Genomic DNA, 15,819 nt, shown 5'->3' with positions numbered 1-15,819 from the left:
TGTGTGTCCGTGTGCAGGAGGGGTTTCGTGAGCGCCACAAGAATTACGGCGAGCCTTGCTGTTGCCGCCGCCGCAGTCTTGGTGTTGGCGGGCTGTGTTCCCCAGCAATCGCCCACCATCGAAGGCTCTGAGCTCACCGTCGCGGTCACCCACCCCTATACGTCGGGAAACCCGTCAACGTCCTTTGGCGCAAGTGACACCAATGCGACGATCGCCTATGCCACAGGCTCAGGCTTCACCTATTTTGATGACACGTCAGCGCTTGTGCGCGATGAGTCTTTTGGCCACTTCGAGAAGGTCTCCGATGACCCCCTCGCTGTGACCTACACGGTGTCTGACGGCGTGCGCTGGTCAGACGGTTCCGCCGTGGACGCCGTTGATCTGCTCCTCGAGTGGGCTGCGACATCCGGTGCGCTTAATGCCCCTGATGCGGATGCCGCAAGCACGGTGGATCCCGAAACCGGGGCGCCAATAGATCGTTCGGATGACCGCGTGCTGTTCGACGCGAGCGCTACGGGAGATACCGGAATCGCTCTCGTCACTGAAATGCCGCAGATGAGCGATGACCGGATGTCGCTCACCCTCGTGTTTGATGAACCGACAGCCAACTGGCAATCTGCCTTCTTTGGTGCGGAGTCTGCCGCCAAACCCGCTCATGTTGTTGGCATGATGGCGTTTGCCAGTGACGACTCGATTGCGGCGAAAGAGCGCGTTTTCTCGGCCATTAGTGAGGGCAATGAGAATGATCTTGCCGCGATTGCTCGCACCTGGAATACGGTCTTCAATTTCGAAGGCATGCCCGCGAACAAAAGCCTTGTTGTCTCGAACGGGCCGTACGTAGTTTCAGATTTTGTGGCGAATCAATACGTGACGCTCCGTGCCAATGAAAACTACAGCGGCATGCGCGAGCCGACCTTTCAGGAGATTCGCGTTCGGTTCATGAGCGATCCGCTCGCGCAGGCACAGGCGTTGCTCGTCGGTGCTGTGCAAGTGGCAGTGCCGACGATGAATCAGGACGTGCGCAATGCTCTCGCGACGATGAACGCCACCGTCATCGACGGCACCACCGATAGCTTTGAACACCTTGACCTGCAATTCGCGGAATCAAAGAGTGGCGCCTTCGACGATCCGCTCGTGCGTCAAGCCTTCCTCGCAACGGTGCCGCGCGCCGCAGTTGTTCAGACTGCGCTGGGGGAGTTGTATCCCCGAGCAACGCCGCGTGACTCATTCCTCTTCGCTCCCGGCGATGAGGACTATCGCAGCGCGCGTGCCGCTAACGGTTCCGCCGACTTCGTCGAGCCAGACATTGCCGGCGCCAAAGAACTCCTTGCCGAAGCGGGCGTCTCTAAGCCTGCCGTATGCATCCTCTATGACGCCGCCGACGACATGCGTGCCGCCGAGTACGCGTTCATTGCCGAGTCGGCCGAGGCGGCGGGTTTCGTGGTGAGTGATTGTTCGAGTGATGACTGGCGTGACCAACTCGGCACCCCCGGTGCGTACGACGCTGCGCTGTTCAGCTGGCAGAATCCTCGCCCCGGCGTAGGTCTTTCGGCGGCTATCTACAGCACCGATGGCTATGCCAACCTCAATTACTTCTCGGATCCAACGGTCGATTCGCTGATCGCCGATGCGACTGACCCCGCCCTCGATGACGAGGGGCGATCGAACGCCCTGAAGACGGCGGATGCTGCGCTGTGGAGTGCATCCTATGGAATGCCGTTATTTCAATACCCCACCACAATCGCGTTCGACCAAGACCGGGTTGCTAACGTCTCGCTATCGTCGCTGAATCCAGGCGTATGGTGGAACGTGTGGGAGTGGAAGCCTTAGCATTTTCGACTCCCTGATGGGGCGGCTGCGATAAATCTTGTCAAACAGGGTAAACTGGTGGAGCAGGATACTCTGAATGATCTTCTGCGCCCTCCCAAGATCTTTACCCGGTGGCATCAGGCCGCCGATCTGCTGCCGAGAATTTCTGCGCAGCGTCTGCGGTGAAAGACCGCACAGCCTCCAATGAATTAAGGAATATTGCTATGGCTATGGCCACTCGCAGCGATTTGCGCAACGTAGCAATCGTTGCCCACGTTGACCACGGAAAGACAACTCTCGTTGACGCGATGCTTCGCCAGACGAACTCGTTCGAAGCGCACGCGCACCTCGAAGAGCGCGCAATGGACTCGAACGAGCTCGAGCGCGAAAAGGGCATCACGATTCTCGCGAAGAACACCGCGATTTCGTACAACGGCAAGTACGCCACCGATGGTCCCATCACGATCAACGTCATCGACACCCCCGGCCACGCCGACTTCGGTGGCGAGGTTGAGCGTGGACTCAGCATGGTTGACGGTGTTGTTCTGCTCGTTGACGCCAGTGAGGGCCCGCTTCCGCAGACTCGCTTCGTTCTTCGTAAGGCTCTTGAAGCCAAGCTTCCCGTGATCCTGTTGGTCAACAAGACTGACCGTCCGGATGCGCGCATTGACGAAGTTGTTGCCGAAAGCCAGGACCTGCTCCTCGGCCTCGCGAGCGACATGGCAGACGACGTTCCCGACCTCGACTTGGACGCCATTCTTGATGTCCCGATCGTTTACGCTTCCGGCCGTGCCGGTGCTGCAAGCTGGAACAAGCCCGAGAACGGCACCTTGCCTGACAACGATGACCTCGAGCCTTTGTTCGACGCCATCCTCAAGCACGTTCCCGCACCGTCATACGACGACGAGCACCCCCTGCAGGCCTGGGTTACCAACCTTGACTCCTCGCCGTTCCTCGGCCGTCTTGCTCTTCTGCGTGTCTTCAACGGCACCATCAAGAAGGGCCAGACTGTTGCCTGGGTCAAGCACGATGGAAGCGTCGCTAACGTGCGCGTCACCGAGCTCATGATCACGAAGGCTCTCGACCGTTACCCGGCCGAAAGCGCCGGCCCCGGCGACATCGTCGCTGTTGCAGGCTTCGAGGACATCTTCATTGGTGAAACTCTCTGTGACCCCAACGATGTTCGCCCGTTGCCGACCATCACGGTCGACGACCCCGCAATCTCGATGACCATCGGAACCAACACCTCGCCGGTCATCGGCAAGGTCAAGGGCCACAAGCTCACCGCTCGCATGGTCAAGGACCGTCTCGACCGCGAACTCGTCGGTAACGTCTCGCTCAAGCTCGTCGACATCGGTCGTCCGGATGCCTGGGAAGTTCAGGGTCGTGGAGAGCTTGCTCTCGCCATCCTCGTTGAGCAGATGCGTCGCGAAGGCTTCGAGCTCACCGTCGGTAAGCCTCAGGTAGTTACCAAGCGGGTCGACGGCAAGCTTCACGAGCCGTTCGAGCACCTTACGATCGACGCTCCAGAAGAGTACTTGGGTGCAATCACTCAGCTTCTCGCCGCCCGCAAGGGCCGCATGGACGGCATGAGCAACCACGGCACCGGCTGGGTTCGCATGGAGTTCGTTGTTCCTTCGCGTGGTCTCATTGGATTCCGCACCGAGTTCATGACCATCACCCGCGGTGCTGGTATCGCCAACGCGGTCTCGCACGGCTATGACCAGTGGGCCGGCGAAATCCTTACCCGTGTCAACGGCTCAATCGTCGCTGACCGTGCCGGTGCGGCTACTCCGTTCGCGATGGTTGCTTTGCAGGAGCGCATGTCGTTCTTCGTTGAGCCCACGCAGGAGGTCTACGAAGGCATGGTTGTTGGCGAGAACTCACGCGCCGATGACATGGACGTCAACATCACTAAGGAAAAGCAGCTCACCAACATGCGCCAGTCGACCTCGGACTCGTTCGAGCGTATGACACCGTCGCGCAAGCTCACGTTGGAAGAGTGCCTCGAATTCGCTCGCGAAGACGAGTGCGTAGAGGTAACTCCGGAGTTCGTGCGAATCCGTAAGGTCGAGCTCGATGCCAACGCTCGCGCACGCAGCACGTCGCGTATGAAGAAGCAAAACGCCTAACCTTTCTTCTCGCAGCAGGCTCACATGAGTCAGCAATCTGCGCGGAGTACGATGCAGCTACGGTCATCCTGATCGTGGCTGCATCGCTGGTTAACGGCGCACTCAGCCGCACCATCGCGTCACTTCTGGAGTTAGTCATGTTGAGCGCCCGCCGCAGTGTTAGCGCATCCGTCGCCCTCGTTCTGGCCTTGGCCATTACGCCAGCGCTGTCGGGCTGTTTCGGCGATAACCCCATCGGTGGAATCGTGGAACAGGCTACGGGCGGCAAAGTGAGCCTCGGCGGCGATGAGGTTCCCGAGGGCTTCCCCAGCGCGGTGCCACTGGCCGCCGGCGAAGTGCAGTTTGGCATCGCTGCCGGCGACGGAGATAACCGCGGCTACAACATCACCATCTTGACGGGCACTGAATCGCCCCTCGATGCCATCGAAACGCAATTTGCGGATGCCGGTTACGAGTCACAAGTGCAAGCCAGCGGTGCTGATGGTGCCGGTTCGGTTCTCTTCTCAAACGATTCGTGGAATGTCGTCGTACTCGTCGCACAGACCGATGATGGCTACACCGCGAACTACACCGTCGCGCCCGCTTCGATGGGCGAATAGGCTACCTCGGCACAGAGTTCGGAAGCTCAGTGGTCGGAAGGGCGAGCAAGCCCGACGGCTGGCTGCCTAGCGGCCGGGGTCGACCGCGTTAAGCGAGGTCGAACATCCCAGCGCCGATGAAACTGCCCGAGTGCGCCCCTGGCGGCACGGCGAAGATCGCTGATCCGACGTAACGCACGTATTCGTTCATGAGGTCGTTGCGGGAGAGCGCAAGCTGAATCGGCACGAACTGGGTTTCAGGATCGCGCTGGAAGCTGATGAAGAACAGGCCAGCGTTGAGGCGCCCGAGCTCATCGTTGCCATCGACGAAGTTGTAGCCGCGTCGCAGAATTTGTGCGCCGCCGTGAGTGTCAGGGTGGGCGAGCTTCATGTGTGAATTCTCGTCAATCAGTGGCGCATCATCGCGACCAGCCTGTTCGAAGTCGGGGTCGGTGAACTCGGAGCCGCCGCTGAGCGGTGCGCCTTCACCCTTGGTGCGCCCGAAGATCGTCTCTTGTTCACGGAGCGAGGTGCGGTCCCACGTTTCGATGGTCATGCGAATCTTGCGGCTGACGAGATAGGAGCCGCCGGTCATCCACGAGGTTCCATCGTTGGATGCCGCCCACACATGTTCATTCACGCCGTCGGTGTCTTCGGCGCGGAGGTTTGCAGTGCCGTCTTTGAAGCCGAACAGGTTGCGGGGCGTCTTTTGCGCTTGCGTTGTTGACGACGTGCGGCCGAAGCCGAGCTGAGACCAGCGCAATGTGGCGCGGCCAAAGGCGATGCGCGAGAGGTTGCGGATCGCGTGAACGGCGACCTGCGGGTCGTCGCTGCACGCTTGGATGCAGAGGTCACCACCGACGAGTTCGGGCAGCAGGGCGTCACTGGGGAACTTGGGGAGGTCAATGAGGGCTGCTGGTCGTTTGCCGGCGAGCCCGAAGCGGTCATCGAACAGGGCGGGGCCGAACCCGAAAGTGATCGTGAGACCACCCGGTGGCAGGTCGAGGGCTTCGCCCGTGTCATCCGGTGGCGCATCGTAGGGTCCACTCGCGGGGCCGTAGTCGCCTGCGGCTTCGCCGGTGGTCATGCGCGCGGCGGCGTAGCTCCAGTCCTGGAGCAATTCGATGAGTTCGTCGCGAGAGATGTCATTGACGTCAAAGGCGGCGAAGTGCAGTCGATCTTGCGCCGGCGTAATGATGCCCGATTGGTGATCGCCGAAGAACGGGTAGGTCGCGGCGACATCGTTGCCCGTCGTCGACGAGCCGTCACCGCCGCCGAAGGCGAAAGCCCCACCAACGCCAAGTCCGGCACCCACGACACCAGCCCCGGCGAGCCCGAGGAGGCCGCGGCGGGAGAGACCCTTGGTGTCATCTGTCGGCATTGCAGTTCTTTCGGTGTGGGGTGGTTGGCGGCGCTTGCTGTCTGCAGCGGCCAGGGATGGGCGGAGTGGAGCTAGAGCACCAGCACCGCGGTGAGACGGGACAGGGGCTCGGCGAGTGCGTTCACCTGATCGGAGAACGCGCGAATTTCGCTCGTGGACAGCTCAGTGTAGAGACGGAAGCCATCGCCCTCCCGCTGGGCATCGAGCAACACCTGCAGCTCGTCGAACTCCGCGTCGAGGGTGGCCGCAAGATCGGCATCCTTGGCGACGAGGATGTCGCGAACACCGTCGTAGAGCACGCGAGCGCCATCAATATTGGCTTGGAAATCCCAGAGGTCGGTGTGCGACCAGAACTCTTCTTCTCCGGTCACCTTGCCACTGGCCACCTCGTCGAGGAGGCCGATGGCGCCGTTGGTCTGCTGGTCGAGTGTGAACTCAAGATCTTGCACGTTGTTGTACAGCGTGTTGGTGTCTTCGACGAGTTGCGACGCAAGCGCTTCACGCTTCGACTGGTCGTAGGGTTCGAAGCCGGCTTCGGCATCCGCCGGCCAGAGGTCTTTCTCCATGGCGTGCCAGCCGGTCCACTCTTGACCGTCTTCGAGATCGGCTTCGCGCAGATCCATGCGGGGGTCGAGGTCACCGAACGACTCAGCGACTGTTTCGACACGCTCCCAGAACACGCGCGTCGGGGCGTAGAGAGCGCGAGCAGCGTCATCGTCGCCAGCGATGTACGCGGCAGCAAAGTCTTCTGTGCCTACGACGAGATTCTCAATCTGATCCTTGACGTAGCTCTTGTAATTGGCGTTAGCCGCGGCGATTTGCTCGGCAGTGTCACCGCTGAACGACAAATCGGTGCCCGAATCGGTGACCGTAAACGCGGCCGTGCCAACTCCCTCGCCGATCATGCCTGGCTTGCAGACCGTGAAGTAGTCACCCGGTTGAGCCAGTACGACGAGATCGCGACTGATGCCGGGGCCGATGTTCTCGACCTCGCCGACGATGCGCAGCCCGTCATCCGCCAGCAGGTAGAACTCGGTGACCTGGTCACCGGAGTTCGTGACGGAGAAGACAAGGGTGCCGCTTGGCGCTTCGCTGGCGCTCACGGCGCAGTCTGTGGCACTGCTGTCGACAGTGATTGTGTTGTCGGCGGTGGCTTCGGTGCTGTTAGCAACGCAGCCGGTGAGAGCGAGCGCGGCGACAGTTGCCGCCGCGGCGAATCCGTAGCGGGTGGGGCGGGTGGTCATCAGGCTCCTTGAGTGCTGAGGTGTGCTTCGGGCAGCAGCGGCTTGTCAGCACGCTTGTTGCCGCGAACAGTGCGGATGAAAATCGTCATGACAGCCCCGACATAGGCGAGCCACACACCGGCTTCGAGCCACGTGGTTGCGGGGGAGAAGTTGAGCGTGCCCTTAAGCAAGGTGCCGTACCAGCTGTCGGGCGGGATAGCCGCGCTGACGTCGAAGGCGAGCGCGTGGAGCCCCGGCAGCACGCCAGCCTCCTGCAGATCATGCACACCGTAAGAGAGCACGCCGGCGGCGACGATGATGAGGATCGCGCCTGTCCAGGTGAAGAAGCGAGTGAGGTTGATGCTGACGACGCCGCGGTAGATGAGGTAGCCGAGCACGATTGCGGCAGCGATGCCGAGTGCTGCGCCAGTGAGGGGGAGTGCGGTCGAGCCGCTCGCCTGCACTGCTGCCCAAATGAAGAGGGCGGTTTCGATACCTTCGCGACCGACCGCGAGGAACGCGACGAGAACGAGGCCCCAGCCCGCGCCCGTGAGATGAGAATCAACCTCGCTGCGCAGTTCGCGACCGAGGCCGCGTGCGGCGCGCAGCATCCAGAAGATCATCCACGTGACAAAGGCGGTCGCAACGATAGAGAGGATGCCGCCGATGAGCTCTTGAGCCTGGAATGACAAGCCATAGGCGCCAAATGTGAGACTCGCACCGAGGCCGAGGGACAACACGACGGCAATAGCCACTCCGAGCCAGATGCGGGGGAGTACATCGGTGCGATCGATCTTGCGAACGTAGGCGATGAGAATGCCAACCACAAGCGCGGCTTCAAGGCCTTCTCGTAGGCCGATCAGGAAGTTTGCGAGCACGAGACTCTCTTGTCGATTGAGTTCTGGACAGGTTGGTAAGCCTAACCTAAGCAACCCTAATTCGGCTACCTGTGCTTATTCTGTCTACTGCAGAATAAATGGTGGAGGAATGGCCGTGAAAGATCGCGCACAACGGGTATTGGTTGTTGCCGCACGCCCAGAAGATGAGGCGTACGTTTTCGGCGCCACCATTGCAACGCTTGTTCAGCGTGGCACTGAACTCATTGTGCTCAGCTGCAGCAACAACGCGACCGCCGCTATTGAGGCATCGCCCTCGACCGGAAGCGTGCCAGAGACGGTCTCGCACGGCGCCGCAGTGCCTGGTTCTGTGGCCTTAAGCGCCGCGACGGGCAGCAGCGCTGAAGCGAACACCGCAGATGCTGACTCCGCTACTGATGCGGATGCCGACACCGATGCCGATGCCGACACCGACACCGGGGAACGCACGGCGGTGTCCGTCGATGAGGTTGTCCGCGAAATTCTTGGCATTACCTCTCACCACATCTTGCGCGAAGACAACGGTCGCCAGTTTAGCAAGCTCGACGCTCGCGCTCTCGCGTCTGACCTCGCTGCAGCGATCACCTCGTTGAAGCCGGATGTCGTCGTCAGCTACGCCAAGGAGTCCAGCGGTACGGCGCGCGGCGCTGAGGCACTGCTCGTGCACGAGGCCACGGTGTTGGCGACAGAGCTTGCGGGGGTGCCTTTCTATACGGCATCCGCTGTTCCTGTTGATCGTGGCGTGGCGGTGTCGTCGGCAACGGCGCTCGCGTTCAAGCGCCGGGCCACCGAGATTTATCGCAATGAGGTGCCGGTGGGGGAGAGCATCTCGACGCCTCCGGAATATCTGCGCCGCTTGCGTCGCCGCGAATTGGTGATTGGCGAACGCAGTCGTGTGGAGCGCGTCATCTTGGCGCTGGTGTCGCTCGCCTTGGGCGCATTGGTCGGTCTCGTCTTGACCGCGGTGCATCAGTCGGCGTTCACGATCGGCAATGTTCGTGTGCCGTGGGGAATTGTGGTGTCTGTCACGCTCGTGACGGCGCTCATTCTGGGCCTGCGCTTGATCTATGACACCCGAGTCGCGGCAGGTTTTGCTTCGCTCGGTGTTCTGGTGATGTCGGCAATCTTGGCTGCGGCAATGCCAGGCGGAACAATTTTGATCCCGGCAAATGTTGCGGGCTACGTGTGGACCTTTGCACCGGTGCTTGTGGTGCTCATTGTGGTGGGGTGGCCTCGGGTGAACCGTCAGGTTTCGTCGGCGAGCCGCGCTAACATTGAGTTGAACTCTCCTGTGAAAGGTGCGGATATCTCTTGACCTACGTCATCGCTCAGCCCTGTGTCGATCTTAAGGATCGCGCGTGTGTAGATGAATGCCCAGTCGACTGTATTTATGAAGGCGACCGCATGCTCTACATCCACCCGGATGAGTGTGTTGACTGTGGTGCGTGCGAGCCGGTGTGTCCGGTTGAGGCCATCTATTACGAAGATGACCTGCCCGATAAGTGGGCCGACTACTACAAGGCCAACGTTGAGTTCTTTGATCTCCTCGAGGTGAGCTCACCCGGCGGCGCAGCAAAGGTCGGTGTCATCCCCAAGGATCATGCCCTCATTGCGGCCCTGCCTGAGGGTGGCGGGTCCTCAGACTAATGGCGCGCACGCCATTGGCTCTCCCCGATTTTCCGTGGGATTCGCTTGTGCCGTACGGCACGATTGCGCGCACTCACCCCGATGGCTTCGTTGATCTGTCTGTCGGTTCACCGGTAGACCCCACCCCCACGGTTATCCGCGAAAGTTTGGCGACGGCCACGGATGCTCACGCCTACCCCACCGCTATGGGCACAGTTCAGCTGCGCGAGGCCATCGTGGAGTGGTTCGAGCGCCGCCGTGGTGTGCCAGGGCTCACCGTCAACAATGTTCTGCCGACCGTCGGTTCCAAAGAGTTGGTGGCACTGCTGCCGCTGCTGCTGGGGCTCGGCAAAGACGACGTCGTCGTGCATCCTTCGGTTGCGTACCCGACGTATGCCATTGGGGCGGCCATGGTTGGCGCTACTGCTGTGGCATCCGACGACCCGGCATCGTGGCCCGAGAACACTGCTCTCGTCTGGCTGAACAGCCCAGGCAACCCTGATGGCCGTGTGGCTGACGTTGAACAGCTGCGCGCTGCTGTTGCCCGCGCTCGCGAATTGGGTGCGGTGATCGCCTCAGACGAGTGCTACGCCGAACTCAACTGGAATGGCCCCGACCCCACGCCATCCATTCTTGATCCCGAGGTTATTGGCAGCGATCGGTCGTCAGTGCTTGCGGTGTATTCGCTCAGTAAGCAGTCGAATTTGGCCGGCTACCGTGCCGCTTTTGTGGCCGGATGCTCGGGGCTCATCTCAGAGCTACTCGCCGTGCGCAAACACGTCGGACTCCTCGTGCCCGGCCCCGTGCAAGCCGCGATGGTCACCGCACTTCAGGATGACGCCCACGTTGCCGCCCAACGGGAGCTCTATCGTGCACGTCGTGCCAAGCTGCTGCCCGCTTTGAAACGGGCGGGATTCTTCGTGGACGATAGCGTTGCTGGTCTCTACCTGTGGGCAACAAAGTACGAAGACTCGTGGCAGACGGTCGGAGATTTGGCGCAGTCCGGCATCCTCGTGGTCCCGGGTTCGTTCTACGGCGAGAGCCCTGCGCGACACGTGCGAATCGCGCTCACCGCGAGTGACGACACCATTGCTGACGCGGTCGCTCGCCTCGATTTGCTCGCTTAAGTGCACTAACCGGCGAAGGCCTTGTCGTTGACCTCTAAAACCGGTCTGGTTTGGTTGGTTGGTGTGACAGTGGCCATTCAACCCTTGTAGGCTGTAGCGGTGAATGAAGCCCCTCAAGACCCAGAGAAGGCCACCCTCCACTTTCCGGGCGGTGCTGCAGAATTTCCCATTATCCGTGGGGTCGATGGTCACAACAGCATCGATATCTCCACCTTCATGAAGCAGACCGGATACACGGCGCTTGATCAAGGTTTCGTGAACACCGCGTCAACCCGCAGTGAGATCACGTACATCGATGGCGACCGTGGAATCCTGCGCTACCGCGGGTATGCGATCGAAGATGTCGCGGCCAACTCCACCTATCTCGAAGTAGCGTGGCTGCTGATTTACGGTGAACTGCCGTCGAAGTCGCAGCTCGAAGAGTTCGATGAGAAGATCCGTCGGCACACGCTGCTGCACGAAGACCTCCGTCGCTTCTTCGACGCCCTTCCGCCGAGCGCACACCCCATGTCGGTGCTCTCCAGTGCGGTGTCGGCTCTGTCGACGTATTACGAAGACTCGCACGACGTGCGTGACCCCGAGCAGGTCGAGATCTCGACCATCCGTTTGCTGGCAAAGTTGCCCGTCATTGCCGCCTATGCTCACAAGAAGTCGCTCGGTCAGGCACTGCTGTATCCCGACAATTCGATGAGTTTTGTCGACAACTTCTTGAAGCTCAACTTCGGCAACATGGCCGAGGAGTACGAGGTCAACCCCGTGCTGAGCAAGGCGCTCGATCGCCTGCTGATTTTGCACGAAGACCACGAGCAGAACGCGTCCACCTCCACGGTGCGCCTGGTCGGCTCGACCGAAGCCAACATTTTCGCTTCGATCTCCGCCGGTATCAATGCTCTCTACGGTCCGCTTCACGGTGGCGCCAACGAGGCCGTTCTGAAGATGCTTGGCGAGATTCAGGAGTCGGGCGAAGGCGTTCAGAAGTTTGTTGATCGTGTGAAGCGCAAAGAAGATGGCGTGCGCCTGATGGGCTTCGGTCACCGCGTCTACAAGAGCTTCGACCCGCGTGCACGTCTCGTCAAAGAGAGTGCGGATGAGGTGCTCGCCAATTTGGGCGTCAGCGATCCGCTGCTCGATATTGCTCGTGAACTCGAAGAGGTCGCTTTGGCCGATGATTACTTCATCGAGCGCAAGCTGTACCCCAACGTCGACTTCTACACCGGTGTTATCTACAAGGCAATGGGTTTCCCGCCGCGCATGTTCACGGTGCTCTTTGCCATCGGTCGTCTGCCGGGCTGGATTGCCAACTGGCGCGAGATGAACCAGGACCCCAAGACCAAGATTGGTCGCCCGCAGCAGCTCTACACGGGCCCTGCAGCCCGCGACTGGCCGCAGCGCTAGCGCACCAGCAGCTTAACGACGAACGGCCGGTTCCCCTCGGGGAACCGGCCGTTCGTGTTTGGGGGCGTGCGGTTCGGATGAGCGGACCACACAGCGCGGATCGTTAGGCGTGCAGTGCGGTGTTCAGCTCGACACCGCTGCCGCTGCGAGGCAGCACCTCGACGGCACCCGTGACGGAGTTGCGGCGGAACAGCAGCCCGTTGACGCCGCTCAGTTCGACAGCTTTGACGCGGCGCGGCGTTGCCGAACCATCAATGATGGTGACCTTGGTGCCGGCCGTGACGTAGAGCCCAGCCTCGACGACGGTGTCGTCACCGATCGCGATTCCGATTCCCGAGTTGGCGCCCAAGAGCGCGCGCTCACCGATCGAGACACGTTCGGTTCCGCCACCACTGAGGGTTCCCATGATGGATGCTCCGCCACCGATGTCGGCACCGTCACCCACAACAACACCCTGAGAGATGCGGCCCTCGACCATCGAACTGCCGAGCGTGCCGGCGTTGAAGTTGACGAAGCCCTCGTGCATGACGGTGGTGCCGGGGGAGAGGTAGGCGCCGAGGCGCACGCGCGAGGCATCAGCGATGCGCACGCGCTCGGGCAGGACGTAGTCGAGCATCCGTGGGAACTTGTCGATGCCGGTCACGACGATGCCGTGGCGCTTGAGCGAGACGCGCAGTTCGCGGAAGTCGTCGGGGTGCACTGCGCCGGCGTTGGTCCAGACGACGATCGGCAGGGCGCCGAAGAGACCGTCGAGGTTGATGCTGTTGGGCTGCACGAGCAGGTGGCTGAGCAGGTGCAGACGCAGGTAGGCGTCGGCAACGTTCTGCGGTGCGGCATCTAAATCGATCTCAACGGTCACGAATTCGGTGCGCACGCGGCGGCGCTCATCGGCCCCCAAGTGCTCTTCAAGATCGGCGGGCGTGTAGTGCGGGTCAGTGCCCTCAGGGATGGATCCCAGGTGCGGAGCGGGGAACCACACGTCAAGTGTTGTTCCGTCGCTGGCGATTGTTGCGAGTCCGTATCCCCATGCTGTGCGCGAAGTCATGCATCAAGGTTACTTACACTGGGTGCATGCCTGCGACCGATCTCACCGTTCCCGTGCTCGATTTGGGTGCGTCAAGCCCCGACCTTACCCGCCAGATCTGCGATATCGAGTCGGTTTCTGGCAACGAACAGCGCATCGCGGATGCCGTAGAGACGGCCCTCAAGGCGTTCAGCCACCTTGAAGTGATTCGGGATGCGGATGCTGTCGTTGCCCGCACGAACGGCGGCAAGGCGCAGCGCGTTGTGATCGCCGGGCACCTCGATACGGTTCCCGTGAACGAGAACCTGCCAACGACCCTCGAGATGATCGACGGTGAGGAACACCTCGTTGGCCGCGGCACCGTTGATATGAAGGGCGGCGTTGCGATTGCTCTCAAACTGGCGGCAGAACTCACCGACCCCGCCGTCGATGTGACCTGGATTTTTTACGATCACGAAGAGGTCGCCGCCGACCTCAACGGCCTCGGCCGCATTGCGCGCAACCGCCCCGACCTGATGGCGGGTGACTTCGCGATTATCGGTGAACCCTCGAACGCGACAGTGGAGGGCGGTTGCAACGGCACCGCTCGCATCGACATTTCGCTCACGGGGCTGCGCGCACACTCTGCGCGTGCCTGGATGGGCGAGAACGCCATCCACGCGGCAGCGCCCGTGCTCGCCATTCTGGCCGCCTATGAGCCCGAGCAGCACGAGGTTGATGGCCTCGTCTATCGCGAGGGCCTCAACGCCGTCGGCATCACCGGTGGTGTTGCGGGCAATGTGATTCCGGATGCTGCGACGGTGACCGTGAACTTTCGGTTCGCCCCCGACCGCAGTACCGAGCAAGCGATCCAGCACTTGCGTGAGGTCTTTGCCGGCTTCGAGTTCGAAGTCACCGACCTTGCTGGCGGCGCACGCCCCGGACTGGATGCTCCGCTCGCCCGTGACTTCCTCGCCGCGGTCGGTGGCACAGCAGCCCCGAAGTATGGCTGGACCGATGTGGCACGCTTCGCTGAACTCGGCGTTCCCGCCGTGAACTACGGCCCCGGTAACCCGTTGCGCGCCCACGCCGACGACGAGCGCGTCGCCACCAGTGAGATCGTGGCGTGCGAGCAGGGACTGCGGGCGTGGCTGACGGCTCGCTAGCCTCCACCAGCTCGCTCGCCTCGACGGTGCGCCGCGCAACAACCGCGATACTTGCTCCCGAGCGCTGGTGGATCGCCGTTATCGCGATCTTTGCTGCCTCGCGGGTCGTGACGACTTCGCTGCTGCTGTGGTTCGCATCCATCCAAGGGCAAAACCCGTGGACGGGCCCTGCCCCCGACTATTTCTCGTTCGCGAGAATCTGGGACGGCCACTGGTATTACATCATTGCGCTGACCGGGTATCCCTCGGAGTTGCCGCTGACCGACGCCGGTCACGTCGCCGAGAATGCGTGGGCTTTCATGCCCGGTTATCCCGCCGTTGTGCGGTTCGTCATGACGCTGACAACGCTCGACTTCGCCGTGGCGGGCGTCATCGTCTCCGTCGCGTTCTCGCTGGGGGCCGCACTGCTGTTCTACCGCGTGATGCACCTTGTGTTACCCGCTGGCACCGCCCTGTTCGCGGTCGCCATCTTCTGCTTCGCGCCACTCTCGGCCATCCTGCAGGTCTCCTACGCCGAGTCGATGCATCTCTTCTTGCTCACCTTGGCGCTCTACTGGCTGATGAAGCGCCAATACTGGATGCTGTTGCCGGTGATCGCGGTCATGTCCCTCACCCGCCCAAGCGGCTTGGCCTTTGCGCTCGCGCTCGGACTACACGTGGTTTATCGCTGGTGGGTTCGCCGCAGTGAAGACTTTTCGCTGCGCGAGCGCATTGCTGCACTCTCGGCAACTGCCTTCAGCCTCGTGATGGGCTTTGCCTGGCTGCTCATCGCAGCGGTGACCACGGGGTCGCTGACGGCGTACACCGACACCGAGCTCGCGTGGCGGGCGCCCTACGTCGGGTACGGCGAGTTGGTACCGTTCGCGGCCTGGATCCAAGGGGCCGAATTTTGGGCTCAGTGGTGGTGGATGCCGCAGTGGCTATTACTCGTGATGCTCGTCGCCGGTGTTCTCGCTTTCTTCGTTTTTCTTTTCACGAATCCTGCGCGACGCCTCGGGGTAGATCTGCGCTTGTGGGTTGCCAGTTATGCGCTGTATTTGTTGGCCGTATTCTTTCCGCAATCGAGCACATTCCGTCTCCTGATGCCCATGTTCCCGCTGGCGGGCGCTCTCGCGTTGCCGCAGTCGCGGGTGTATCGCGGACTGCTCCTCGCGGCGTGCATTGCAGGACAGTGGGCCTGGATCCACCTCGCGTGGTGGGTGGATGGCTATGACTGGACCCCGCCCTAGGGGTACCCCTGGGGTTAATGACTCGACAGAGTTTCAGTATCGGCGGTCTTTGCTGGATAATAGAACGTAGTACCGATGAAAGGGGACTATCTATGGCAGCCATGAAGCCGAGGACCGGTGACGGGCCGATGGAGGCTGTCAAAGAGGGCCGACTTATTGTCGTGCGTGTACCTCTCGAAGGCGGCGGTCGTCTCGTTGTTTCTGTAAACGACGATGAAGCAAAAGAATTGCACGACGCACTCGCGGGTGTTGTTACTCCCGCCTAGCTTTCCTTC

14 protein-coding genes are annotated in these 15,819 nt (G+C 61.4%); 10 read left to right on the top strand and 4 right to left on the bottom strand.

What is annotated here, in order from left to right; translation table 11 throughout:
- Positions 1–27: 27 nt before the first annotated feature.
- The 3 genes from I6E73_RS10685 (at position 28) to I6E73_RS10675 (ending at position 4,540) form a co-directional block, all read left to right on the top strand.
- Positions 28–1,830, top strand: coding sequence for an ABC transporter family substrate-binding protein (locus I6E73_RS10685; RefSeq protein WP_307784294.1), 1,803 nt, complete (start codon positions 28–30; stop codon positions 1,828–1,830).
- Positions 1,831–2,033: 203 nt separating this feature from the next.
- Entirely contained in the window at positions 2,034–3,941 is a 1,908-nt protein-coding gene (gene typA / locus I6E73_RS10680; protein WP_197107385.1) for a translational GTPase TypA, read from the top strand.
- Between the two features lie 74 nt (positions 3,942–4,015).
- The gene (locus tag I6E73_RS10675; protein WP_307784293.1) at positions 4,016–4,540 is read left to right on the top strand and encodes a hypothetical protein; all 525 of its coding nucleotides are present in this window, start codon (positions 4,016–4,018) and stop codon (positions 4,538–4,540) included.
- Positions 4,541–4,628: 88 nt separating this feature from the next.
- On the opposite strand, the gene efeB is transcribed toward I6E73_RS10675, so the two are convergent.
- From efeB to efeU, 3 genes are all read right to left on the bottom strand, one after another.
- Positions 4,629–5,900 carry an iron uptake transporter deferrochelatase/peroxidase subunit gene (efeB, locus tag I6E73_RS10670; protein ID WP_197107384.1) on the bottom strand — a complete coding sequence of 424 codons (1,272 nt, stop codon included), beginning with the start codon at positions 5,898–5,900 and terminating at the stop codon, positions 4,629–4,631.
- Positions 5,901–5,971: 71 nt separating this feature from the next.
- Positions 5,972–7,144, bottom strand: coding sequence for an iron uptake system protein EfeO (efeO, locus tag I6E73_RS10665; RefSeq protein ID WP_197107383.1), 1,173 nt, complete (start codon positions 7,142–7,144; stop codon positions 5,972–5,974).
- Positions 7,144–8,001, bottom strand: coding sequence for an iron uptake transporter permease EfeU (efeU, locus tag I6E73_RS10660; RefSeq protein WP_197107382.1), 858 nt, complete (start codon positions 7,999–8,001; stop codon positions 7,144–7,146). The genes efeO and efeU overlap by 1 nt, the downstream gene beginning before the upstream one ends.
- 115 nt (positions 8,002–8,116) lie before the next feature.
- Here efeU and I6E73_RS10655 point away from each other — a divergent pair, with 115 nt between their 5' ends.
- The 4 genes from I6E73_RS10655 (at position 8,117) to I6E73_RS10640 (ending at position 12,146) form a co-directional block, all read left to right on the top strand.
- On the top strand, positions 8,117–9,313 hold the full coding sequence (locus I6E73_RS10655; protein ID WP_197125461.1) for a PIG-L family deacetylase: 1,197 nt from the start codon (positions 8,117–8,119) through the stop codon (positions 9,311–9,313).
- A complete protein-coding gene (gene fdxA, locus I6E73_RS10650) occupies positions 9,310–9,645 on the top strand; it encodes a ferredoxin (protein ID WP_197107380.1) in 336 nt (111 codons plus the stop codon). Before I6E73_RS10655 ends, fdxA begins: the two co-directional genes overlap by 4 nt.
- Entirely contained in the window at positions 9,645–10,751 is a 1,107-nt protein-coding gene (gene dapC, locus I6E73_RS10645) for a succinyldiaminopimelate transaminase (protein WP_197125458.1), read from the top strand. Before fdxA ends, dapC begins: the two co-directional genes overlap by 1 nt.
- 99 nt (positions 10,752–10,850) lie before the next feature.
- A complete protein-coding gene (locus I6E73_RS10640; protein ID WP_197107378.1) occupies positions 10,851–12,146 on the top strand; it encodes a citrate synthase in 1,296 nt (431 codons plus the stop codon).
- Between the two features lie 103 nt (positions 12,147–12,249).
- Here the strand turns inward: I6E73_RS10640 and dapD are convergent, their stop codons facing one another.
- Positions 12,250–13,191 carry a 2,3,4,5-tetrahydropyridine-2,6-dicarboxylate N-succinyltransferase gene (gene dapD / locus I6E73_RS10635; protein ID WP_197125455.1) on the bottom strand — a complete coding sequence of 314 codons (942 nt, stop codon included), beginning with the start codon at positions 13,189–13,191 and terminating at the stop codon, positions 12,250–12,252.
- Positions 13,192–13,217: 26 nt separating this feature from the next.
- Here dapD and dapE point away from each other — a divergent pair, with 26 nt between their 5' ends.
- The 3 genes from dapE to I6E73_RS10620 all read left to right on the top strand — a co-directional run bounded on the left by dapE (position 13,218) and on the right by I6E73_RS10620 (position 15,810).
- Positions 13,218–14,315, top strand: a complete 1,098-nt coding sequence (gene dapE / locus I6E73_RS10630; RefSeq protein WP_197110277.1) for a succinyl-diaminopimelate desuccinylase — start codon at positions 13,218–13,220, stop codon at positions 14,313–14,315.
- Complete coding sequence (locus tag I6E73_RS10625) at positions 14,297–15,544, top strand: hypothetical protein (RefSeq protein WP_307784292.1); 1,248 nt, start codon at positions 14,297–14,299, stop codon at positions 15,542–15,544. The genes dapE and I6E73_RS10625 overlap by 19 nt, the downstream gene beginning before the upstream one ends.
- Positions 15,545–15,636: 92 nt before the next feature.
- Positions 15,637–15,810, top strand: coding sequence for a DUF3117 domain-containing protein (locus I6E73_RS10620; RefSeq protein ID WP_197107374.1), 174 nt, complete (start codon positions 15,637–15,639; stop codon positions 15,808–15,810).
- The last annotated feature ends 9 nt before the right edge of the window (positions 15,811–15,819 follow it).

Source organism: Salinibacterium sp. SWN248, assembly GCF_015864575.1.
Classification (GTDB): Bacteria; Actinomycetota; Actinomycetes; order Actinomycetales; family Microbacteriaceae; genus Rhodoglobus.
Note: the sequence above shows the minus strand (reverse complement) of the source record. Positions and strands in the feature narration are given on the sequence as shown.